At 64.5% G+C, this 23,123-nt stretch carries 20 protein-coding genes and 1 other RNA gene; 6 read left to right on the top strand and 15 right to left on the bottom strand.

Going from position 1 to position 23,123, the window contains the following annotated elements:
* Window positions 1–259 precede the first annotated feature (259 nt).
* From ASF90_RS18835 to arfB, 6 genes are all read right to left on the bottom strand, one after another.
* Window positions 260–2,428, bottom strand: coding sequence for a M3 family metallopeptidase (locus ASF90_RS18835; RefSeq protein WP_055853670.1), 2,169 nt, complete (start codon window positions 2,426–2,428; stop codon window positions 260–262).
* A gap of 227 nt (window positions 2,429–2,655) precedes the next feature.
* A complete protein-coding gene (gene dcp, locus ASF90_RS18840; RefSeq protein ID WP_055853671.1) occupies window positions 2,656–4,836 on the bottom strand; it encodes a peptidyl-dipeptidase Dcp in 2,181 nt (726 codons plus the stop codon).
* A gap of 254 nt (window positions 4,837–5,090) precedes the next feature.
* Window positions 5,091–6,101: an isoaspartyl peptidase/L-asparaginase gene (locus ASF90_RS18845; protein WP_055853673.1), complete on the bottom strand. Its 1,011-nt coding sequence runs from the start codon at window positions 6,099–6,101 to the stop codon at window positions 5,091–5,093.
* A 208-nt stretch (window positions 6,102–6,309) separates the two neighbouring features.
* Window positions 6,310–6,669, bottom strand: a complete 360-nt coding sequence (locus ASF90_RS23680; protein WP_153066515.1) for a DUF6869 domain-containing protein — start codon at window positions 6,667–6,669, stop codon at window positions 6,310–6,312.
* A gap of 67 nt (window positions 6,670–6,736) precedes the next feature.
* Entirely contained in the window at window positions 6,737–7,366 is a 630-nt protein-coding gene (locus ASF90_RS18850; RefSeq protein ID WP_055853674.1) for a lysophosphatidylcholine acyltransferase, read from the bottom strand.
* Between the two features lie 2 nt (window positions 7,367–7,368).
* On the bottom strand, window positions 7,369–7,800 hold the full coding sequence (gene arfB / locus ASF90_RS18855; RefSeq protein WP_011257289.1) for an alternative ribosome rescue aminoacyl-tRNA hydrolase ArfB: 432 nt from the start codon (window positions 7,798–7,800) through the stop codon (window positions 7,369–7,371).
* Between the two features lie 57 nt (window positions 7,801–7,857).
* Between arfB and ASF90_RS18860 the strand changes: the two genes are divergently transcribed.
* Window positions 7,858–8,433: a DUF2059 domain-containing protein gene (locus ASF90_RS18860; RefSeq protein WP_193552578.1), complete on the top strand. Its 576-nt coding sequence runs from the start codon at window positions 7,858–7,860 to the stop codon at window positions 8,431–8,433.
* A gap of 955 nt (window positions 8,434–9,388) precedes the next feature.
* Here the strand turns inward: ASF90_RS18860 and ASF90_RS18865 are convergent.
* Window positions 9,389–10,159 carry a pseudouridine synthase gene (locus ASF90_RS18865; RefSeq protein ID WP_055853677.1) on the bottom strand — a complete coding sequence of 257 codons (771 nt, stop codon included), beginning with the start codon at window positions 10,157–10,159 and terminating at the stop codon, window positions 9,389–9,391.
* A gap of 81 nt (window positions 10,160–10,240) precedes the next feature.
* Here ASF90_RS18865 and ASF90_RS18870 point away from each other — a divergent pair, with 81 nt between their 5' ends.
* Window positions 10,241–10,702: a thioredoxin family protein gene (locus ASF90_RS18870; RefSeq protein ID WP_055853679.1), complete on the top strand. Its 462-nt coding sequence runs from the start codon at window positions 10,241–10,243 to the stop codon at window positions 10,700–10,702.
* Between the two features lie 171 nt (window positions 10,703–10,873).
* On the opposite strand, the gene ubiB is transcribed toward ASF90_RS18870, so the two are convergent.
* Together ubiB and ASF90_RS18880 are read right to left on the bottom strand one after the other, a co-directional pair.
* The gene (gene ubiB, locus ASF90_RS18875; RefSeq protein ID WP_055853682.1) at window positions 10,874–12,547 is read right to left on the bottom strand and encodes a ubiquinone biosynthesis regulatory protein kinase UbiB; all 1,674 of its coding nucleotides are present in this window, start codon (window positions 12,545–12,547) and stop codon (window positions 10,874–10,876) included.
* Window positions 12,544–13,188, bottom strand: coding sequence for an SCP2 sterol-binding domain-containing protein (locus ASF90_RS18880; RefSeq protein ID WP_055853684.1), 645 nt, complete (start codon window positions 13,186–13,188; stop codon window positions 12,544–12,546). Before ASF90_RS18880 ends, ubiB begins: the two co-directional genes overlap by 4 nt.
* Window positions 13,189–13,557: 369 nt before the next feature.
* Here ASF90_RS18880 and ddlA point away from each other — a divergent pair, with 369 nt between their 5' ends.
* Together ddlA and ASF90_RS18890 are read left to right on the top strand one after the other, a co-directional pair.
* A complete protein-coding gene (gene ddlA, locus ASF90_RS18885; protein WP_055853685.1) occupies window positions 13,558–14,664 on the top strand; it encodes a D-alanine--D-alanine ligase in 1,107 nt (368 codons plus the stop codon).
* Window positions 14,661–15,143: a GNAT family N-acetyltransferase gene (locus tag ASF90_RS18890; protein WP_055853687.1), complete on the top strand. Its 483-nt coding sequence runs from the start codon at window positions 14,661–14,663 to the stop codon at window positions 15,141–15,143. The genes ddlA and ASF90_RS18890 overlap by 4 nt, the downstream gene beginning before the upstream one ends.
* 115 nt (window positions 15,144–15,258) lie before the next feature.
* On the opposite strand, the gene ASF90_RS22930 is transcribed toward ASF90_RS18890, so the two are convergent.
* Both ASF90_RS22930 and oleD read right to left on the bottom strand, forming a co-directional pair.
* A complete protein-coding gene (locus ASF90_RS22930; RefSeq protein ID WP_003468167.1) occupies window positions 15,259–15,417 on the bottom strand; it encodes a DUF1328 domain-containing protein in 159 nt (52 codons plus the stop codon).
* 64 nt (window positions 15,418–15,481) lie between these two features.
* A complete protein-coding gene (gene oleD / locus ASF90_RS18895; protein ID WP_055853689.1) occupies window positions 15,482–16,492 on the bottom strand; it encodes a 2-alkyl-3-oxoalkanoate reductase in 1,011 nt (336 codons plus the stop codon).
* A 384-nt stretch (window positions 16,493–16,876) separates the two neighbouring features.
* Between oleD and ASF90_RS18900 the strand changes: the two genes are divergently transcribed.
* The gene (locus ASF90_RS18900; RefSeq protein ID WP_193552577.1) at window positions 16,877–17,845 is read left to right on the top strand and encodes a serine hydrolase; all 969 of its coding nucleotides are present in this window, start codon (window positions 16,877–16,879) and stop codon (window positions 17,843–17,845) included.
* A gap of 5 nt (window positions 17,846–17,850) precedes the next feature.
* Here ASF90_RS18900 and ASF90_RS22935 read toward each other — a convergent pair.
* From ASF90_RS22935 to oleC, 3 genes are all read right to left on the bottom strand, one after another.
* Window positions 17,851–17,926, bottom strand: a non-coding RNA gene (locus ASF90_RS22935) — sX9 sRNA.
* Window positions 17,927–18,169: 243 nt separating this feature from the next.
* On the bottom strand, window positions 18,170–19,723 hold the full coding sequence (locus ASF90_RS18905) for a winged helix-turn-helix domain-containing protein (protein WP_055853693.1): 1,554 nt from the start codon (window positions 19,721–19,723) through the stop codon (window positions 18,170–18,172).
* Between the two features lie 8 nt (window positions 19,724–19,731).
* On the bottom strand, window positions 19,732–21,384 hold the full coding sequence (gene oleC, locus ASF90_RS18910; RefSeq protein WP_055853694.1) for an olefin beta-lactone synthetase: 1,653 nt from the start codon (window positions 21,382–21,384) through the stop codon (window positions 19,732–19,734).
* 321 nt (window positions 21,385–21,705) lie between these two features.
* Between oleC and ASF90_RS18915 the strand changes: the two genes are divergently transcribed.
* On the top strand, window positions 21,706–22,089 hold the full coding sequence (locus ASF90_RS18915; protein WP_055853696.1) for a YkgJ family cysteine cluster protein: 384 nt from the start codon (window positions 21,706–21,708) through the stop codon (window positions 22,087–22,089).
* A 57-nt stretch (window positions 22,090–22,146) separates the two neighbouring features.
* Here ASF90_RS18915 and ASF90_RS18920 read toward each other — a convergent pair whose 3' ends face one another.
* Window positions 22,147–23,049, bottom strand: coding sequence for an alpha/beta fold hydrolase (locus tag ASF90_RS18920; RefSeq protein ID WP_055853698.1), 903 nt, complete (start codon window positions 23,047–23,049; stop codon window positions 22,147–22,149).
* Between the last annotated feature and the right edge of the window lie 74 nt (window positions 23,050–23,123).

A 23,123-nucleotide genomic window follows, 5' to 3' on the forward strand; every position in this document is an offset into this window, starting at 1 on the left:
AATTCCTGAGTGATCACAGCAGCCGGCAACGTTAATCGGTTTTCCGGCATCGGGCATGTGCTGCCGAACTGATCGGCATGGCGGGGTTAAGGACAGCGCTTGCTGTTGCAGAAGATGCAATGACCTCATTGAAGGCGATAGGGCAGGGATAGTGCCCATGCGCAATGGCCGATGACTTGGCGAGAGCGAATGACTGGCGATAAAAACGAAACGGGATGGCACCGCCATCCCGTTTCGTTCACCGATTAAGGATTGCCGATCACCCGGCCAACCCACGGTTTTTTAGCAGTGCCTTGACGCCTGGATCCTTGCCACGAAAATCGCGATACAGCTGACTCACATCCACCGAATTACCAGGCGCGAGAATCTTGGCGCGGAAGAGATCCCCATTTTTCCGCGTCAAACCGCCGTTCTCGCTGATCCACTCGAACGCGTCATCGTCGATGACCTCCGACCAGAAGTACGCGTAGTAACTCGCCGCATAACCACGGCTCCAGATATGGTCGAAATAACTGGCGCCATAGCGTGGCGGAACCTCAGGCAGGTCAACCTTGTAACGCTTCAGCGTGTCGGCCTGCATGGCACTCACATCCTGCATCTCTGCGGTCGCTGGTTGGCCATGCAAGGCCAGGTCCACGATCTGCGCCGAGAGTGACTCGGTCATCAGATACCCGCTGTTGAAGGTCTTTGCATTCTTCAGCTTCTTCACCAGCGCCTCCGGCATCGCCTCGCCGGTCTTGTAGTGCTTTGCGTAGTGCGCGAAAACAGATGGGTCGGTCGCCCAGTGCTCATTGAACTGCGAGGGGAATTCGGAAAAATCTCGCGGCGTAGCGGCGCTATCCAACGAGGAATACTTCACTGTCGACAACATGTAGTGCAGCGCATGGCCGAACTCGTGAAACATCGTGGTGACTTCTTCCATGCTTAGCAACGCAGCCTGCCCATCGGCCGGCTTGCTGAAGTTACACACGTTATAGATCACCGACTTGGCGCCAGTGAGTCCGTTGCGCTGGACCAAGGAGCCTGCCCACGAACCACCGGACTTGCTCTCCCGCTGGAAATAGTCCGTGTAAAACAGCGCCAACGAGGTACCGTCTACATCGAAGACTTCGTAGACCTTTACGTCTGGGTGATAGGTCGGGATGTCGGTGCGCTGCTTGAAGGTGATCCCGTACAGCTGTGTGGCCGCATAGAAGACGCCATCATTGAGCACGGTATCCAAGGCGAAATACGGCTTGATCTGCGATACGTCCAGATCGTACTTGGCCTTGCGCACCTGCTCGGCATAAAAATCCCAATCCGACGCAGCCAACGTAAAACCGCCATGCTGCGCATCGATCAGCGCCTGGATCTGTGCCGCTTCCCGGCGTGCCTTGGCCGTGGCGGCGGGCACCGTGTCGGTCAGCAGTTTCAGTGCCACCTGCGGCGTTCTGGCCATCTGGTTGCGCAGGCTGTAGGCCGCATAGCTGTCGTACCCAAGCAGGCTGGCACGCTGCGCACGCACCTGCAACAAGCGCTTGATGGTGTCACGCGTATCGTTGGCATCGCCCTGCTCGGCGCGTTTTTCCGAGGCCTGCAGTATCTGCGCACGCAATGCGCGATCCTTCAACGAAGACAGCACCGGTTGCTGCGTGGTGTTTTGCAGACTCAGAAGATATTTGCCCTCAAGTTTGCGCGCCTTGGCAGCAGCGGCGGCGGCAGCGATATCGCCCTCGCTCATGCCGTCGAGCTTTGTCTTGTCGTCCACCACCACCGCAGCGGCCAAAGCCGCGGCCGTCAATTTATTGTGGTACTGGGTGGTGAGGTTGGTCTCTTCCAAGTTGAGCTTGCGCAAGGTGGCTTTGTCTGCATCGGAAAGCTGCGCTCCGGCCTTGATGAAGCTGTCATAGCCGTGCTCGAGCAGGCGCAGCTGTTCCGGCGTCAGTGCGAGCGTATCGCGCCGATCGTAAAGGGTCTTGAAGCGTGCAAACAGCTTCGCATCCAGTGCGATCTCATCGCCGAGGGTGGCCAGCTTGGGGCCGATGTCTTCATCGATTTTCTGCCGCGCAGCGTTGGTATCGGCAGTTGAAATGCCTAAGAAGATGTTGGAGACATAGGCGAGTGTTGCGCCGCTGCGTTCCAGCGCCTCAACCGTGTTCTCAAAGGTGGGTGGCTCCGGGTTTTCGGTAATGCCGTGCAACTCGTGCCGGACCTGGCGAATGCCTTCTTCAAAGGCCGGCAGATAATCGCTGTCGCGAATCTTGTCAAATGGCGGCGCCTGAAATGGCAGCGTGCTGGGCACAAGCAGCGGATTGGACGCCAGATCCGCAGATGTGGTGGCCGGTGTCGCGGCACCTGCGGCGGCAGGTGTGGTGCCCGGGGAATTCTTTTCCGAACATGCGGCCAGCGCAAAGGTGACCGCAGCAGCCAGAATAAGTGAACGTCGCATGGTGTAGTGATCCTGCAGAACATGTAACCGGACACAGGACGGATGCCTCGACGTCCGGCATCGGCCCTGAATGAGCAGAGCGCCACAGCTGCACTACTGCGCGTTGGCTGTCGCCAAGTATCTGGGCGATGCCTGCATGACATCCGGCAGGAACGGAATCGGCGGCCTTGAAAACGAAACGGGATGGCACCGCCATCCCGTTTCGTTCACCGATTAAGGGTTGCCGATCACTCGGTCAAACCGCGATTCTCCAGCAGCGCCTTGACGCTGGGATCCTTGCCGCGGAAATCGCGGTACAGCGTAGCAAGATCCACGGTGTTACCACGCGAGAGAATCTTGGCGCGGAAAATATCGCCGTTCTTGCGGTTCAATCCGCCGTTTTCCTTGAACCATTCGAAAGCGTCGTCGTCGAGCACTTCCGACCAGAAATACGCGTAATAGCCGGCCGAATAACCGCCGCCCCAGATGTGGTCGAAATAGCTGCTGCGGTAGCGCGGCGGCACTTCGGCCAGGTCCACCTTGAAGCGCTTGAGCGCATCGGCTTCGAACTTGCTCACGTCCTGCAACGGCGCATCCGCCGGCTGGGTGTGCCAGGCCAGATCCAGCAGCGCTGCCGACAGATATTCGGTGGTGGCGTAGCCGCTGTTGAAGGTCTTGGCCTTCTTGATCTTTTCCACCAGTTCGGCCGGCATCACTGCGCCGGTTTGATAATGCTTGGCGTAGTTGGCGAAGACCTTCGGATCGGACGCCCAGTGCTCGTTGAACTGCGAGGGGAATTCCACAAAATCGCGCGAGGTGCTGGTGCCGGCGATCGAGGGATACTTCACCTTGGAGAACATGCCATGCAGCGCGTGGCCGAACTCATGGAACAGCGTGGTGACGTCGTCGAAGCTCAGCAACGCCGGCTGGCCGGCAGCGGGCTTGGTGAAGTTGCAGACGTTGTAGACCACCGGCTTGGTGCCGGTCAGGCCGTCCTGTTCGACGAACACGTCCATCCACGCGCCACCGGACTTGCTGTCGCGCTTGAAGTAGTCGGTGTAGAACAACGCCATGGAGGTGCCGTCGGCATCGAAGACTTCGTACACCTTCATGTCGGCGTGGTAGGTCGGGATGTCGGTGCGCTGCTTGAAGGTGATGCCGTAGAGCTGGGTGGCCGCATAGAAAACGCCGTTCTGCAGCACGTTATCCAGTTCGAAATACGGCTTGATCTGCGACTCGTCCAGATCGTACTTGGCCTTGCGCACCTGCTCGGCGTAAAAGTCCCAATCGGAGGCGGCAAGCTTGAAATCGCCGGTCTTGGCATCGGCACGCTGCGCGTCGATGACCTTCTGCATCTCGCCCACTTCGCGGCGCGCCTTGGCAGTGGCCGCCGGCACGGTGTCGGTCAGCAGCTTCAGCGCCGCTTCCGGAGTCTTGGCCATCTGGTTGCCCAGGCTATAAGCGGCGTAATTGTCGAAGCCGAGCAACTTGGCTTTTTGTGCACGCAGCTGCGCCAGACGCTGGATGGTCTGGCGGGTGTCGTTGGCATCGCCCTTTTCTGCACGGGTTTCGGAAGCCTTCAACACCTCGGCACGCAGCGCGCGATCTTTCAACGACGCCAGTACCGGCTGCTGGGTCGTGTTCTGCAAGGTCAGAAGATACTTGCCATCGAGCTTGCGTGCCTTGGCGGCATCGGCGGCGGCGGCAATATCGCCTTCGCTCAGGCCGTCGAGTTTGGCCTTGTCATCGACCACCACTGCACCGGCAGCGGAGGCTGCAACCAGACGCGTATGGAACTGGGTGGATAGCGTGGTTTCTTCCACGTTGAGCTTGCGCAGGCTGTCCTTGTCGGCATCGGAGAGCTGCGCGCCAGCGCGCACCAGGTCTTCGTAATCATGCTCGACCAGACGCTTTTGTTCCGGCTCCAGGTTCAGCGTGTCGCGCTGGTCGTACAGGGTTTTGACGCGCGCGAACAGCTTCGGGTCGAGGTTGATCTCGTCCTTGTGCGCGGCCAGCTTGGGCGCGATCTCTTCCTGGATTTTCTGGCGTGCGTCGCTGGTATCGGCCTGCACCAGCCCGAAGAAGATGCGCGACACGCGCGTCAGCGTTTCGCCACTGCGCTCCATCGCTTCGATGGTGTTGTCGAAGGTGGGCGCTTCGGTGTTGTCGGCGATCTTGCGCACGTCGGCCAGATGCAGGCGCATGCCTTCTTCGAACGCGGGCAGGTAATCGCTGTCCTTGATCTTGTCGAACGGCGGCGCCTGGAACGGCAGGGTGCTGGCGCTCAACAACGGGTTCGGCGCAGCGTCGGCGGCCGGGGTGGTGGTCTTTTCGGGCACGGTGGTGGACTCCTTACCGGATGGCTCTTTTCCAGAACATGCGGCCAGTGCCAGGGTGATGGCGGCGGCCAGAACGACGGTACGCGACATGGCGTGTGATTCCTGAGTGGGTACGGCAGCCGATCACGCTAGCGGGTTTGCGCGGTGCTGGCATGTGCCGTTGGATTGGATGGATGCAGCGGTTTGGGGACGGTGCAGGCAAGCGCGCAGCCGCAGGCTCGGCACGCCTGGCCGGTGTGAGCGACACGGTGCAGCAGGGGGTTTTGCGGCTTTCCTGGGTTCGATCGCGAGATAGCACTCAGTCGAAACGGTAAGCGGGTCCGGGACCCGGCCGACCCCGTCCGTCAGAGCGTCTCGTCCTTGAAGATCGCCACATGCGGGCTGCCGTCGGCGCCGATCCAGCCGCGGTACATGCCTTCGGTATTGAACGGGAAGGCGATGTTGCCTTGCGCATCCAGCGCAATGGCACCGCCATCGCCGCCTGCCTTGGGAATCTGCTGATCGATGACCGCATCGGCCGCCTGTTGCAGCGACTGCCCGGCGTATTTCATGCGCGCACAGATGTCGTAGGCCGCCACCGCACGGATATAGAACTCGCCCCAGCCAGTGCCGGACACCGCGCACTGCGCATTGGCATAGGTGCCGGCGCCGATGATGGGCGCGTCGCCGACACGGCCGTAACGCTTGTTGGTCATGCCGCCGGTGGACGTGCCGGCAGCCAGATGGCCGTCGCGATCCAGCGCGAGCGCGCCGACGGTGCCGAAGTGCTTCGCGGTTTCCAGGTCGAGCGCGGCCTGTGCCTGGCGGTCGCCGCTTTCGGCCTTGAGCGCTTTTTGCAGTTGTTGCCAACGCTTGTCGGTACGGAAATAGCTGGGCTCGACCAAGGTGACACCCTGCTCGCGCGCAAACTGCTCGGCACCGTCGCCGACCAGCATCACGTGCTTGGAACGGTCCATGACGCTGCGCGCCAGCAGAATCGGGTTCTTGACCGTGTGCACGCCGGCAATCGCGCCGGCCTTGCCGCTGGCGCCATCCATGATTGCCGCATCCAACTCGTTCTTGCCGTCGTGAGTGAACACCGCACCGCGCCCGGCGTTGAACTGCGGCGCGTCCTCCAGCACGGTGATGGTGGCGGCCACCGCATCCACCGCGCTGCCGCCGCGCGTCAACACCGCATGGCCGGCACGCAGCGCGCGTTGCATCGCCTCACGTGCCTGCGCTTGTTCGTCGGGCGAAAGACTGGATTTTTCCACGCCCGCGCCCCCATGGATCACCAGCATCGGCGTGGCGGCCAGCGCGGGGCCGGCACAGAGCAGTAGTGAGAGGCATAGCGCGCGAGCGGACGAAGCGATCATGGTGTTTCCTCACTGCAAGTTGGTTGAGTGACCAGGTGGTGTCGGGCATGGCGGCAAGCGCGATCAGCGAAGGCGGGTTCGACATATTCGCCAATGCCGGTGCGCTCTATCGGCTGCGCGGTGGGGTCGCACTAACACCGGGTGATAGCCGAAAATCAGGAGTTAGCTGATCCGCAAAGTAAATTAGGCTCGAATGAACTGTTGAGCGTCACCAAGTGGAACTCCTTGCTACCTCTAAACGCGCCCACACCTCTGGTGTGCCGCTCTTCCACACGCCGCCAAGTAAATGACGAAATGCCGGATTACGGCGTGCCTCCAGCTCGATTCGCTCAATATAGTCGAGCCCGGAATCATGAATTAGATCTTCAAGTGGCCCAGCCGCGAGCACGCCAATCACGGAATCGGGAGGATTCTTGCCCAGGACTGCGAGAATCGTGCTCCAAGATTCATCACTGCCTGGAGCATCCATGAATCTTTTAACCGCCCACCAAAGCGGGTGGTTTTCGTTTGTGCCCGCGCCATCTTGCTGAAAGGCGATGTACGCCGATGCCCAAGTTTCAATGTCCATCAGCCCTCCATACCGCTTTACATAAGTTGGGAGACCCTGAGCAACTTTTCGGCTGCTCTCCCGCCCCTCACAACGTATCGCGATGCTTACCGCGCCACGGCCGGTACCAGGTGCGAATGGCGGCGATGTCGGCGGCCATGTCGGTGCCGGTCCAGAACGGTTCGCCGATGCCCACGGTCTTGCTGGGGTAGTCGAAATACACCGGCAGGATCGGCACCTTGGCGTCGGACGCGATCTTCCAGAAACCGGCCTTCCACTGCTCCACACGCTTGCGCGTGCCTTCGGGGGTGATCACGTACCACATCTGTTCGGAGTTGCGGATCAACCGCACCGCCTGGCCGATGGTGCCCTGCGGCGAGCTGCGGTCCAGCGGGATGGCGCCCAGCTTGCGCAGCAGCGGCCCCAGCGGCCACCAGAACAGCTGCGCCTTGCCCAGCACGCGCACATCGAAGCCGAGCGCGAACTTGGCGGCAAAGCCCACAAAGCCATCCCAGTTGGACGAGTGCGGCGCCACGATCATCACCAACTTGGGCTCGTCGGGCAGCCGCCCAAGCAGCCGCCAGCCGGTCAGGCGCAGAGCGGTACGGCCCAACCAGCGGCCGAAGCGACCGTGCGCACGCGGCATTCTGGGCGGGGTTGACTGCAGCAGGATGTTGGCCTGTGTGACCGGCGGCAACGATGGGTCGGTGTGACTCACGCTTACTCCCAGTGGGACGCAGAGCGTCCACGCTTGATATGGCTGCGCTCACGCTTGGCATCCAGCCGCCGCAGCTTGGCACCGTGACTCGGTTTGGTAGCGACCCGACGCTTGGGCACCGACAGGCATGCACTGATGATCTCGGCCAGCCGCTCGCGCGCATCGTCGCGGTTGCGGTCCTGGGTGCGAAAGCGCTGCGCGTCGATCACCAGCACGCCCTCGGCGGTCATGCGGCGGTCGCGACGCGACAACAGCCGCGCACGCAACGGCTCGGGCAGCGAGGGCGACCCCGCCACGTCGAAACGCAGTTCCACCGCGGTGGACACCTTGTTGACGTTCTGCCCGCCCGCGCCGCTGGCGCGCACGAAGCGTTCGACGAGTTCGCTGGGCGGAATCGTCAGGCTGGGGGTGATCTGGATCGGGTCGCTGGCCATTAGCCCGCGATTGTATCGGCAGCGGCGTGGACGCGCGCGCGAACGCCAGCTTCCCGTATCCTGCGGCCGGTTCCCCGATCGCAGGATGCTCCGATGACACCTCATTCGTTCGCCGCCGCAGGCGCGCTTGCCCGCCGCCTGCTGCTGCTCGCCCTGCTGGCGGTGGCCGCCCCGGCCGCGCTGGCGCAGGCACCCACCGATGCCGACGTCAACCGTCTGCTGGCCGCCTCGCGCGCGCAGACCATGCTCGACACCATGCTGCCGCAGATCGAAGCGATGCAGCAGCAGCAATTCGCCCAGCTCACCGCGCAGCGCCAGTTCGACGCCGATCAGCAGGCGCAGCTGCAACGCATCCAGGAACGCACCCGCCAGACCGTGCGCAAGGCGCTGTCGTGGTCGGAGCTGCGCCCGATGTACGTGGACATCTACAAGCGCTCGTTCTCGCGCGAGGACGTGCTGGCGATGGCCGAGTTCTACGAGAGCTCGGCCGGCCAGAGCCTGCTGGACAAGACCCCGGCGCTGACCCAGAACCTGATGGGCGCCATCCAGCAAAAGATGCTGCCGCTGTTTGCCGATCTGCAGAAGGATTTGGAGAAGATCGTCAACGAGCCTGCTGCGACCAAGAAGCCCTGAAAGGACGGCAGTCGGGAATGAGGAGTGGGAATTCGTCGGTGCGCGATTCCTGCAACGGTTGCTGATGCGGGTTGCGTGCAGTGCCGGTTACGGGAGTGCTTCACCTTTTCAGCTGGCGGAAGACGACTGTCTTGGCGCTTCTGCCGCCGGAAGAGCTGCTGCCTTGAGCCCGCAGTGGCGAGCGTGCCCCCATCCGCCCTTCGGGCACCTTCCCCCGCAGGCGAGGGAAGGAAGCAACGCGGGGAAGGCGACCAGGGAGGGCGGCAACACGGAAAGGCGAACATTGCGCGTCGCGCTTGAGCCCCTCTCCCGCCTGCGGGAGAGGGGTTGGGGTGAGGGGATGCTTGCGCAGATCTCTAGCAGGCTGAGTGGACGTTTCGATCAGGCTCAGTGGACGTTTCGATCTCTCTTGGCGCTTCTGCCGCCGGAGGAACTGCTGTCTTGAGCCAGCAGCTGCGAGCGTGCCCCCATCCGCCCTTCGGGCACCTTCCCCCGCAGGCGAGGGAAGGAAGCAATTCGGAAGGTGACCAGGGAGGACGGCAGCGCGGGAAGGCGAACATTGCGCGTTGCGCTTGAGTCCCTCTCCCGCCTGCGGGAGAGGGGTTGGGGTGAGGGGATGCTTGCGCAGCTGTCTAGCAGGCTGAGTGGACGTCTCGATCAGGCTCAGTGGACGTTTCGATCTCTCTTGGCACTTCTGCCGCCGGAAGAGCTGCTGTCTTGAGCCCGCAGTGGCGAGCGTGCCCCCATCCGCCCTTCGGGCACCTTCCCCCGCAGGCGAGGGAAGGAAGCAACTCGGAAGGCGACCAGGGAGGGCGGCAACACAGGAAGGCGAACATTGCGCGTCGCGCTTGAGCCCCTCTCCCGCCTGCGGGAGAGGGGTTGGGGTGAGGGGACGCTTGCGCAGATGTCTAGCAGGCTGAGTGGACGTTTCGACCTCTGAACCAGGCACGCCACATCACGCTGGTTGCAGGACTCCCAACCCCGCAATCTCCCACCCAAACAACGCACACGCCTTGGCAAATTCCACATCCAGCGGCGCGGTGATGCTGATGCGCCTGCCATCGGCCGGATGCGGAAATTCCAGGCGTTCGGCGTGCAACAGCATGCGGTGGATACCGAGCATGCGGAAACTGCGGTTGTGGCGTCCATCACCATGGCTGGTGTCGCCGATCATGTGATGCGACAGATGCTTCATGTGCCGGCGAATCTGCCGAAAGCGCCCGGTCTGCGGTTGGCAGCGCAGCAGCGCATACCGCGAGGTGGCAAAGCCGGTGGACGGAATTTCCAGCTCGCCGGTCGCCAGCCGCTGGAAGTGCGTCACCGCCGGCTTCTTGACCGGTTTGCCGGGGCCGCCATCCAGGTCGTGGTCGACGATGAACCGATCCTCGGCCGGCCAGCCGCGGCACACGGTCAGATAATTTTTATCCACCTCGCCAGCCATCAAGGCCTTGCCCAGCGCGCTGGCGCTGTCGCGGTCGAACGCCAGCAGCAGGCAGCCGCTGGTCGCGCGGTCGAGCCGATGCACCAGGAAGATCGGTTTGCCCAGTTGCTCGCGCAGGCGATCGGCGAGAAAGTCGTCCTCGCCGCGCGCCAGCTTGCTGTCGTGGACCATCAGGCCCGCGGGTTTGTCGACGACGGCCAGGACATCGTCCTGGTAGAGAATCTGCAGATGCTTGGGGGATATGCTCACCGGCGGATTATCCGCATCGCTGACACCGCATGCCACTGCGCTGCGCTATCCACGCGCCCGTTGACCGCATCAGGCCGCTGGCACAGCATGCCGATTCCCCCTCACGGAGCGTCCCCCATGCGCACCTGGCTCCTGCTTTGCCTGCTGGCGGTCGCTCCGCTGGCGCAGTCTTCGACCCTGCCGTACGACGACCATGCCGACGCCGGCACCCAGCTGCGCGATGCGCTGGCCGCCGGCAAGAAAACCCACAAACCCACGCTGGTGATTTTCGGCGCCAACTGGTGCCACGACTGCCGTGCGCTGGATACCTCGCTGCACAGCGCAAAGAACGCGCCGCTGATCGACCGCTCGTTTGTTGTGGTCAAGGTGGACGTGGGTAATTTCGACCACAACCTGGACATCAGCCAGCGCTACGGCGACCCGATCCAGAACGGCATCCCGGCTGCGGTGGTGGTATCGCCGGCCGGCACGCTGCTCTACACCACGCGTGCCGGCGAGCTGGCCAACGCACGCCAGATGAGCGACGACGGCATCTATCAGTTCTTCGACCAAGTGGCGCACGCCCACCGCGCGCCCTGACGCGCGGGTGTGCAGGGTTGGCGGTGCGGGCTCACACCAGGGCGCGAACCGCCAGCCGTTGGTGTGTGCCCGGCAACATCGCGCTGCATGTCACGGCAGCGGTGTGCAGCGATGCGCTGCACGCGGGCAGTGCAGCAGCGTGCACGCGCGGATTGTCGCGCAGCCAGTTGCCTAGCGACGCAGCCACGCGACCAGCAACGCGACCGACCCGGCGCCGCCGCTGATCCAGCTCCACACCGGCACCGTGCCCAGGTACCAGCCATCCGGATGCAGGCCGTACAACACGGCTGCCACCACCAACAGTCCGCTACCGGTGATGGCCGTGACCACGCGGGTCTGCAGCTTGCGCAGGCTGATGTCCAGCGCGCGCAATTCGCTCGAACGGATGTACAGCTGATGCCGGCCTTCCACCTGCTGCTTCAACCAGCTGTGCACCAGGCGCGGCATGTCCGGTGCGTGGGTCATGATTTCCGGTAGCCGCTTGCTCAACTCGCCCAGCATGCGCCGCGGGCTGTAACGCTCGCGCAGGATGCGCTCCAGCACCGGTCGCGCCACCGCCCAGATATCCAGCTTGGGATCGAGCTGACGGCCCACGCCTTCGATGTTGAGCAGCGTCTTCTGCAGCAGGATCAACTGCGGCTGCAAGGTCAACTCGTAGCGCTGCGCCACGCGAAACAACTTGATCAGCACCTGCGCCAACGAAATTTCCGACAGCGGCCGGGTGAAGTACGGCTCGCACACCGAGCGCGCGGCCGCTTCCAGCTCGTCGATGCGCACGTTGGACGGCATCCAGCCCGCCTCCACGTGCAGCTCGGCCATGCGGCGATAATCCTTGTGGAAGATCGCCATGAAGTTCTCGGCCAGGTAGTACTGATCTTCCTGCGAGAGCTGGCCCATGATGCCGAAATCCAGCGCGATGAAACGCGGATTGAGGCGCCGCTCCGGGTCCGAGTCGACCCAGATGTTGCCGGCGTGCGCATCGGCATGGAAGAAGTTGTCGCGGAACACTTGCGTGTAGAACACGCGCACGCCCTTGGCCGCCAGCGCCTTACGGTCGATGCCGGCAGCATCGAGCTTGGCGATATCGTCGGACGGAATGCCGTACACGCGCTCCAGCGTGAGCGCGCGCTCGGCGGTGTGCGACCAGATCACTTCCGGCACGTACAGATCGTCCGAGCCTTCCCAGAACCGGCGCAGCACGCTGGCATTGGCGCCTTCGCGCTGCAGATCGAGTTCGGCCGACAAGGTGCCTTCGATCTCGGCCACCACTTCGCGCGGACGGATCTTGTCGGCGCGCGGATGGGTGCGTTCGACCAGCGTGGCCAGCGAATGCAGCAGCGCGATATCGGCGTCGATCTGACGCTCGATGTCCGGGCGCAACACCTTGACCACCACTTCGCGGCGCACGCCGTTGGCGTCCGGCGGCAAGGTGGCCGCATGCACCTGCGCGATCGAGGCCGATGCCAGCGGCACGGTGTCGAAGGAAGCGAATGCCACGCTGACCGGCAGGCCCAGCGCACCTTCCACGATCAGGCGCGCGGCCTGCCCATCGAACGGCTTGACCCGGTCCTGCAGCAAGGTGAGTTCTTCGGCCACATCGGCGGGAATCAGGTCGCGGCGGGTCGACAGGATCTGCCCGAACTTGACGAAGATCGGGCCGAGTTCCTGCAACGCCAATCGCAGCCGTGCACCGCGCGATTGCGCGGCGATTTCGGCGCTGGCACGCGGCACGAACGGCTTGGCCAAGCGCAGCCAGCGTTCGGCGGCGGTGCCTTGCAGCAGGTCGTCCAGGCGATAGCGCAAGATCACCCGGCCAATGCGGCTGGCCCGCAAAATCGCCTTCATGCCGCGCCTCCGGCGGTAAGCAGGCGGGTCACGCGCGCGGCCATCCGCTCCACGTCGTCGCGCAGCTCGTCCACGTCATCGTGGAAGGCCTCGAGCTCGGCACGCGGCACCACATCGCGCGATTCTTCGGTGACGAATTCGGCCGCGCTATGCGCCAGATCCGAGGCGCTGCGACGCGCCTGCTGCAACGCTGCACGCACCGCGCCGGCGATCTGCACGCCCAGGATCTCGCCGAACACCGCCACGAACGGCAACTGCCAATCCGGGTCGAAGCGGCCGGCCAGTTGCTGCAGCTGACGCGCCAGTTCCGCATCGCCGGAGACCTTGAGTCGCCCCGCCGGTGCACCACTGCGGCGCGCGTTGGCCAGAAACGGCAGCTGCCCCAGCAACCCGGCCAGGCTGCTGCGCACCGCCAGATCCGGCTCGTGTGTCTGATCGACCGGGCCGACCAGCAGCCGGCGCTCGTGCACGCGGATCTGCAGCGCCAAGGCGGGCGCGTCCAGGGTCAGCGCGATGCGCTGGCCTTCCAGCGGCAACAGGGCATCGCGGGTATCCGGGTCCAGCGCGAGTGCGCGATTGAGCGCGGCCTGCAGGGCCTGGCCGGCGAGCGGCTTGAGGGAGTTGAAGAATGATCCGGGCATGGGCGCATTCTACCGCCCCTGCATGTCGCAGCTGACTGACGGTGATGAGGCGTTGCGCGCTGGGGGCTGTTGCGGTGGCCATGGCAGGCGCTTGTCTGGCAGTAGAGCGATCAATGCGGGGGCCGCTGCCTGGATTGTCTGGATTGTCTGGATTGTCTGGATTGCCTGGATTGCCTGGCAGGCCGGCGCTGCACCGCGGCTCGCCGGGATGCTGCGCTTTGTAGGCCGCACGTCATCGGCCATCGCGCCCTGCGGCGATGAGCGCGGCGTCCGTGCACAGCTGCCGACCGCGCAGGATCTGCCGACTTCCTTCGGCCGGCCGGTCACGGGCATGCTGGCGCCTTCTCGAACAGTTGGCAGGAGCAGGCGATGCGCAAGATCCGGGTCGGTCTCATCTTTGGCGGCAAATCCGCCGAGCACGAGGTTTCGCTGCAATCGGCGCGCAACCTCCTGGACGCGCTCGACCCGCAGCGCTTCGAGCCGGTGCTGATCGGCATCGACAAGCAGGGCCAGTGGCATCTGAGCGCGCCGGACAGCTTTCTGCACGATGCCGACGACCCGGGCCGGATCGCCTTGCACCGCAGCGGCCGCTCGGTGGCGGTGCTACCCGGCGCCGAGCACGCGCAGCTGCGGCCGGTGGATACCGAGCAGGCACTGGCACAGATCGATGTGGTGTTTCCGATCGTGCACGGCACCCTGGGCGAGGACGGCTCGCTGCAGGGCTTGTTGCGCATGGCCAACCTGCCCTTCGTCGGCTCCGGCGTGCTTGGTTCGGCGGTGGCGATGGACAAGGACATGGCCAAGCGCGTGCTGCGCGATGCCGGCCTGGCGGTGGCGCCGTTTGTCTGCTTCAACCGCCACACCGCCGCGCAGGCCGATGTGGATGCGCTGATCGCGCAGTTGGGGTTGCCGCTGTTCGTCAAGCCGGCCAACCAGGGCTCATCGGTGGGCGTCAGCCAGGTGCGCAGCGCGGACGCCTTTGCCGCCGCGCTCGCATTGGCGTTGTCCTACGACCACAAGGTGCTGGTGGAAGCGGCCATTGTCGGTCGCGAGATCGAATGCGCAGTGCTGGGCAATGCCACGCCACAGGCCAGCGTGTGCGGCGAGGTGGTGGTACACGATGCGTTTTATTCGTACGACACCAAATACATCAGCGCAGATGGCGCCGACATCGTGATCCCCGCCGATCTCGATGCGCAGACGCAGCAGCGCATCCAGCAACTTGCGGTGCAGGCGTATCAAGCGCTGGACTGTGCCGGCATGGCACGCGTGGATGTGTTCCTGTGTGCTGACGGGCGCATCGTGATCAACGAGGTCAATACGCTGCCTGGCTTCACCAGCATAAGCATGTATCCAAAGTTATGGCAGGCAAGCGGGCTGGACTATCGTAGCTTGATCACGCAGTTGATCGAGCTGGCCTTGCAACGGCATGCGGACGATCAACTGCTGCGCAGCGCGGTGGACGCGCGCGCATGAGTGCGGCGCAGTTACGCGCAGTGCAAGCGCACGACCATGCGGCACTGCTCGCACTCAACAATACGCACGCCACCGCACTGTCGTTGCTCGATGCCGATGGGCTCACCGCTTTATTGCAGATGGCCTGGCACGCCCGCCTCGTCCCACCGGCCGACGGCCTGTTGATCGCACTGGATCAGAGCGCTGCCTATGCCAATGCAAACTTTGCATGGCTGGCGGAGCGCTTCGCGCGCTTTGTGTACGTGGACCGCATCGTGATCGCCGCCCATGCGCAGCGACGCGGCCTTGCGGTGCAGCTGTACGACGACCTCATCCGCAGCGCGCGTGCAGCAGCGCAACCGCGCGTGGTGTGCGAAGTCAATCTAAGCCCGCCCAACCCGGCCTCACTGGCATTGCATCGACACCTGGGATTCGTGCCGATCGGCGATGCGCTGCTGGCCAATGGCAAGCAAGTGCAATACCTGGAAAAGCTGCTGTGAGATGCAAAAACCCCGCTGACAACCGCCATAACGCACATGGCCCGCCTCCTTGCGGAAGCGGGCCATGTGAGCGCCGACCGGCAGCGCCGCTGCCGTGACGTATCGCGGTGAGGCGTTAGACCTTGCCGCGACGGAACATCGAGATCACTGCCAGGATCAGGAACACCACGAACAGGATCCAGGCGATGTTGGTCGCCGCACCGGCGATACCGCTGAAGCCCAGCACAGCGGCGATGATGGCGATGACGAAAAAGATGATGGCGTAATGCAGCATGGCAAGGGTTCCAGAAGTTGTCGTGCCGAATCGGCGCAGACGTATCCTGATCAGATGGCGGTCTTTATCGAGTGATGGCGATGTCGTTGGAAGATGAGGATCGCAGCCGATTCAGGCCTTCTTCGATGCTGATACGCGGTACATAGCCGAAGTCGCGGCGCGCTGGTTCCATGCTGTACCAATGCGGCGTACACAGCTGTTCGACCAAGAACCGCGTCAACGGCACTTCGCCAGGCAGACGCAACAGTGGCCATAAGGTTTCGCACACCGCACCGATGCGATACGCGGTCTTGAACGACAACGAGCGCGTCACTGCCGGCGCGTCCACGGCCGCGAGCAAGCGATTGAGCAACTCGCGCATCGGCAACGGTTCGCCGTTGGAAATGAAGTACGCCTTGCCCGCGCAGGCAGCACCCTGCGCAAGATGGTCGAACGCATCGAAATGCGCTTGCGCGGCGTTGTCGATGTACGTGCTGTCCACCAGGTTGCTGCCATCGCCCACCATGCGCAGGCGACCGGCGCGCGCGCGCGCCGCCAGCCGCGGCAACAGATGATTGTCGCCCGGCCCCCAGATCAACCGCGGACGCAATGCCACCGTGGCCAGCTGCGCATCGTTGGCCGCCAGGACCGCACGCTCGGCGATCGCCTTGGTCGCTGCGTACGCGGCGCGCAGGTCTTCGCCATACGGCACTTCGTCGGCGCCCAGGCCCTCCACCGGATGGGTGGCGCGATGGGTGACGCTGGGCGTGGAGGTGTAGATCAGCCGCGGCACGCCATTGGCGCGGCACGCGTCGAGCACGTTCTGCGTGCCCACCACATTGGCCTGGTGATAGCTGTCGTAGCTGCCCCAGGCGCCGGCCTTGGCGGCGTTGTGAAACACCGCATCGATGCCGCTGAAGGCATGCCGCACGGCCTGCGGGTCGGCCAGGTCGCCACGGATCTGGCCCACGCCCAGCGTCTGCAGCACCGGGTAATCGCCGCGCTGGAAACTCACCACCTCGTGCCCGCGCGCACGCAAGCCGCGGCACAACGCCTGGCCAAGAAATCCACCACCGCCGGTCACCAGCACTTTCATCACGCCACACCCATCGCTCCTGCAGGGCGCACACAATAGCCGGACAGGACCGTCAGGGCGACGCAGCGTGCATTTTTTCTCGCGAGCGGCGCGGCTAACCCTTTGATCGCAAAGACCTTCATAATTCTTCATTGCGGCATCAGGCAGTTCATTCGCGGCGCAGGCGTCATGGCCGGACCCTCGATCGCTGGAGTTGTCATGACCCGCCTGTCACTGCTGTTGCTGCCCCTGCTTTACGTCTCCACGCTGCACGCCGCGGCGCCAGTTGCCACCTCGACAGCAGCAGCGCCCGCGCCGCCGGCCGCCACACCGCCAGCCCTGGACGACGGCTGGCCGGTCGCCAACGCTGCCGCCAAGGGCTGGAACCTTCCGCTGCTGGCGCAGATGGAGCAGGCGCTCGCCGCCGATCTGGCCCCCTCCACCACCAGCCTGGTGATCGCACGCGACGGCGCATTGGTCTACGAGCGCTACCTGGGCGATGCCGATCGACAGACCCTGCACGACACCCGCTCGTTGACCAAGAGCGTGACCGGATTGCTGGTCGGGGCGGCCATCGCGCGCAAGCTGATCCCCGACGTGCAGGCCAAGGTCTACGACGCTTTTGGCGAGCGGCACTGGCAGCACCCCGATCCGCGCAAGCGTGCGATCACCGTCGAAGACCTGCTGACGATGAGCTCGCAGCTGGAATGCAACGACGAAAATACATTTTCGGCCGGCAACGAAGAACGCATGTACGTGAGTGCGGACTGGACGCAGTTCGCGCTGGATCTGCCGATCCGCGGCTATGCGCCGTGGACGCCGCGGCCCGCACAGAGCCCGCACGGCCGCGCGTTTTCGTATTGCACCGCCGGCTCCTTCCTGCTGGGTGCGATGCTGGAAAAAGTCGCCGGCGAGCCGCTGCCGGCCTTTTCGGCGCAGGTGCTGGAAACACCGCTGGGCATCGAGCGGGCGCAGTGGAACCTGTCGTCCGAAGGTGTGGGCATGGGCGGTGGCGGCACCCGCTATCGCAGCCGCGACCTGGCAAAACTCGGCCAACTGCTGCTGGCGCACGGCCGCTGGCAAGGCCGCCAGGTGATTCCTGCCGACTGGGTGCAGGCGATGACCAGCGTGCACGCGCAGGCGCGCGAGGATGCCGATTACGGCTATCTGATCTGGCACTTCCGGTTTCCGGTGCGCGGTGTGCAACGCGATACCTGGGCGATGTCCGGCAATGGCGGCAACTACGTGTTCGTGGTGCCTGACGAGCGCCTGGTGGTGGTGCTCACGCGCAGCGCGTACAACACGCGGCAGATGCACCAACAGTCGCAGCGCTTGCTGACAGACTACGTGCTCAAGGCGCTGCCTGAGCACTGAGAGCCGGTAAAACAACGTCGCAAGCAGTCGTCAGCTGGGTGTGGACGGCGCGCTCTGACTCGGCATGTCCGCGTGGAACATGCCAGACCGAGCACCGTTCGCACCTGCCTGGCGGTGAACGCAGCTGTCAGTTAGCCACTCCAAACACGGGTTGGCGTGCATGGCGTGTTCGCCACCCGGACCTGGCAACCGATGCGACACCACACCGGCGCGCCGTAGGGCGCGGCCGGTGCCTGCTGCGCGCAGATCTCGATGGCTCACTCTGGATCTGACCTCACCGTCTGAGCATGCAGTCGGCCCGCCCGGAGCACGCTCACCCAAGTGTCAGTCGTCGTTGGATGTTGCCTGCGCACGCAGCACATCGGCACGCCGTACCTGCCCACGCTGGGCAGCAAGATCGGCATCGATACGTGCCAGCAACGCGGCAAACTCCGGCGACCCGCGCAATGGCTGCAGCAGCGGCGATTGACGCAAATAGCCGGCGTTGCGGTAGCCGGCGGCCTCGGCGCGTTGCAAGGCGCGCATCGCCGCGTCGGGCGCATCCGCACTCAGCAACAGCACCGCGGCATCGACTGCATCAAACGGGTCGCCACCACGCGCGACGCTGCCGAGCAACTCCTGCGCATGCGCGTGCAGCGTGGCGGCTGGCGGAGGCGGCTCGGCGTGCAGCGCCCACACCACCGTCTGTGCAAAGCTGCCCTGTGGGCGCAGCTGCAAGGCCTGCCGCGCTGCGCTGCGTGCAAGCGCGGTGTCGCCACGCGACCACGCCAGCTGCGCCTGCAACAAGGACAGCCCGGCATAGTCGGTGCCGCGGCCCAATGCGTCGTTCAATGCCGTCTGCGTCTCTGCCGCGCGGCCATGCTCGAACAGAAACGTGGGCCAGGCCAGATTGGAAAACGCATCGTCCGGATACAGCTGAAAGTTCTGCCGATAGCGTGCTTCGGCGCCACTCGCATAGCCGAGCAGGCTCAGGTTGCTGGCAATCTGGATCGGCAGAAAGCGCACGCGTTTTGGCTCGCGCACGGCCAGGTTGGCCGACAGCGCCTGCACCAGTTTGCCCTGTCGCTCGTACAGGTAGGCGGCCGAGCCGCGCACGGCATCGGCCGCCGGATCCAGCTGCAACGCCTGCTCGTAGGCGGCCAGTGCAGCGCCATTGCGGCCCTGGCAATCCAGCGCGTAACCACGCGCGGCGTAGGCTGCCGCAAGACGCGGTTGCGCCTTGATCACCGCATCGGCCAATTGCTGGGCCTGCTGTGCAAATCCGCCGTCGCTATCGTATTGGCACACGCGTGCGGCGTAGGCGCGACTGAGCCCGAGCTGGGCCTGCCGATCGTCCGGCGCTTGCTGCAGGCGTTGGCGATACAGACCGATTGCGCGGTCGTTGTCGTCGCGCTGGCCGATGCCGGCGTAGTAGTCGGCACGCTGCAACAACGCCGCCTTCGCGGGTGGTGCGTCGCCGCGCTGCACCCACCAGGCCGCAGCGCCGCCTGCAACGACCAGCATCGCCACAACAGCGGCGATCCACACGCCACGCCGCCGTGGCGCAGGCACAGGCGGCGCCTGTTCCTGCTGCACCGGCACGCACAGTTGATACCCCTGCCCCCGTACCGAGCGCAGATAGCGCGGCTGCCGCGAGTCGTCGCCCAAGGCCTGCCGTAGCAGCCGCACACGTTGGGTGACGGTTTCTTCGTTGACCAGCGCCGGTGCCCACACGTTCTGGATCAACGCGTCGAACTCCACCACGCGTTGACCCTGTTGCAGCATGTAGTGCAACAGGCGAAAACTCAGGCCGCCTACCTCAAGCGCCACGCCGTCGCGCTCCACGCGCTGCCGCGCCACATCGATGCGCAGATCATCCAGACGATAATGCGCGGACATCGTGGACGTCAGGAGCGCTGCTGCGCCGCCCAGACCGCCAGTTTTTCGCGGCCGATCTTGGCGTTGTGGCGAATATCGACCGGAAAGCCGGAATGCCGCAGAAAACGCGTGATACCGGCGGTATGCGGATGCGCAGCGCCCAGCGCACGCAATGCGGTTTGCACGTCCGCAAAAGCCGATGCCGACACGCCCGGCTGCAACTCCACGCACAGCACCGGTTGCTGTTGCCCGGGCGCACCCACACCGACCAAGGCGGTGCGCCGCACCTGCGGATGCACGTTGAACACCGGCTCCACCTGTTCGGTGTACAGCGGGCCGGTGGCCGTTTCCACACGATGGGTCTTGCGCCCGCAAAACCACAAGCGTCCTTCCGCATCGAAATAGCCGACATCGCCCATGCGGTGCACGATGCGCTCGCTGCCATCGTCGCTACGCTCACGGATCTTGGCGATCCGTGTGGCCGCATCGCGATTGAAGTAAGTATCGGTGGTGGTGGGGCCGGCGACGGTGATCTCGCCGACGTCGCCCACGGCCAGCACACGCGCGCCGCTCCAATCGGCAATGGCCGCATCGTCGATGGCGATGATGCGCACCTCATTGGGCGCGACCACCTGCCCCACGCAGGTGCCGGCACCGGCTTCGGTGGCGGCACGGGTCGCGTCAAGAGTGCGACCTTCGATCGCCGCTACCGGCAGACATTCGGTGGCGCCGTACGGGGTCCAGAATTGCGCATCGGCCGGCAGCAGCGCGCGGATGGTGGCCACCACATCGGGCGGCACCGGTGCGCCTGCCGACGTTGCCAGGCGCACGTTGGGCAGCGGCTGCCCATAGTCGGCCAGCACGCGCATCAGCGCCGGCGAGCCGAACAACTGCGTCACTCCGAAGCGGTTGAGCGCATCGTGCAGCTTGCGCGGGTCGGCGGTGGCCGGACGGGTCGGGTCCATATCCGGGATCACCGAGGTCAGCCCCAAGGCGGGATCGAACAAGGCAAACGGTGGAAACGTCGGCAGGTCCACGCCACCGGGCTGCATGCCGAAGGCGTTGCGCAGCAGCTCGATCTGCCCGACAAAATGCCGGTGCCGGTACACCACGCCCTTGGGAACGCCGGTGGAGCCGCTGGTGAACAGAATCGCCGCCACATCGTCCGGTGCGGTATCGGCCAGTTGGCTGCCAGCGCCGGCGCCATCGCGCTCTACGCGCGCCAGCGTCACCCCGCCCCAGCCGTAGCGTCCACCGACAGTGACGATCTGCTTGGCAGAGCGCGCCCAACGCAGCAACCGGCGCGCCAGCTGCGCGAGTGGAATGCCGATAAACGCCTGTGGCTGCGCTTCGTCCAGACACTGTTTGAGCGCGCGTTTGTCGATGCCCGGGTCGACCAACACCGGCACCGCACCGGCCTTGAACAACGCAAACATCAGCAGGAAGAACTCCGGCGACGGCCGCACCATCACTACCGCGCGCGCACCACGGCCGATGCCGTGCAGTGCCAGGCCGGCCGCGATCGCATCGCTGCGTGCATCCAGTTCGGCATAGCTCAAGGTCACGTCGTAGGCCGCAAACCCGTTGGCGGCGCGGCGGCCGGGGCAGCGGATGGCGATCTGATCGGGGCGCTCGCGCGCCAGCTGCGGCAAGGTGGCAGCGATATTGCAGAGAGTAGTCATCGCCGTATTATCACCCATGCACTTACGGTGCCGGCTGCTTGCATCTATCGCCAGGATCAGGCGTGCACTAGCCCTTGCAGGGATTGCGCGCCGCACGCCGCGATCGGACTAATCGAACGGGAGCCGACGTACGGATGCGGCGCCTGTTTGGCGCTATACGGCCTAACCACCGCGCAATGCATGCACGCCCTTTGTCGGTCTTGGCAGGTCCAGGCAGATGAATCGCTGACCTACGCGCTACCACGCCCCTTGTATCGCAGCACGGTTCGGTCAAAATGCCGCGCTCCCCACGCGATTTCGCCGCGCCAGGCCCGGCATTCCATGGCACACCCCTGCCTTACCTGCGGCGCTTGCTGCGCCTATTTCCGCGTCAGTTTCCACTGGAGCGAAGCCGATCCCGCATTGGGCGGCAGGGTGCCGATCGAACTGACCGACTCCTTGCGCACGCATGAGCGCGTGATGCGCGGCACCTCGCAATCGCAACCGCGCTGCATCGCCCTGGATGCGGACATCGGCCGCTACAGCCGCTGCAGCATCCACGATCGCCGCCCGTCCTCCTGCGCCGCCGTACCGGCCTCGCTGGAATTCGGCGAGCGCAGTGCGCAATGCGACAAGTCGCGCCTGGCGCATGGCCTGCATGCGCTGACGCAGGACGATTGGATCGGCGTGGACGACGCACAGCGCAATCCGCTGCCAACCTCGTGAACATGCCTCGCTGCTGACCTGCGCACCAGCGCATGGGTCAGCAGCGGCGTGCATCGCTTACAGCGGATGCGTGTCCAGAAACGTGCGGATCGCCGGCACCAACACGTCGTGCTTGTCTTCGAGCACGTAGTGATTGGCATCCTCGAATGCAGTCACGTCCGCATTCGGCAATGCGCGGCGAAAACCGGCCAGAAAGTGCTTGTCGAAGCAGATATCGCGCAGGCCCCAGGCGATAAATGCAGGGCGGTCGGCAAACGACGGCAATGCCTGTGCGGAACGCTCCAGCAACGACCAGCCCTTGTCGGCCGGCGACAGCGGAATGTCCTGCATGAAACGGATCGTGGAGATGCGGTTGCGCCAAGTGTTGTAGGGCGCCACATAGGCGCGCCGCACGGCCGAGGGCATGCGCTTTGATACGCCGAACCATGAGGCGCCGGACGAAAACGCATTGAAGGTGCGGATAAACCATTCGCCCGGCCGCCAATGGCGTCCCATCGCAATCTGCCACGGCATCGGCTTTTCCGGCGGCAGCGGGAATGCGGCAGTATTGGTGATCACCAATCGTTTGACCTGCGCGTGATGCGACAACGCCCAGCCGAACCCGATCATGCCGCCCCAGTCATGCACCGCCAGCGTGACCGGCCCGGTGATGCCCAGGTGCCGCAACAAGTTATCCAGATCGTCTACGCGCGACTGCAAGGTGTAGTCATAGCGCGGCTGCGCATCGGGTGCATCGTCCGGCTTGTCGGACAAACCCATGCCGATATGGTCGGGCACGATGCAGCGGTAGCGATCGGACAGCCCGCTGACCAGATGCCGCCACAGATAGCTCCACGACGGATTGCCGTGCAGCATCACGACCACCTCGCCATCGCGTGGACCCTCGTCCAGATACGACATCGCAACGCCGGGCCGCACATCGAGGCGCTTGGGGGTGAAGGGGTAGCCTGGGTAGTTCATTGATTTCTCGACTGTGTTGAATCCGGGCAATGCGCCTTATCACAGCATCTGCACATGCAGCCGGATCTCTCTCA

It is taken from the genome of Xanthomonas sp. Leaf148 (assembly GCF_001423585.1).
Taxonomy (GTDB): domain Bacteria; phylum Pseudomonadota; class Gammaproteobacteria; order Xanthomonadales; family Xanthomonadaceae; genus Xanthomonas.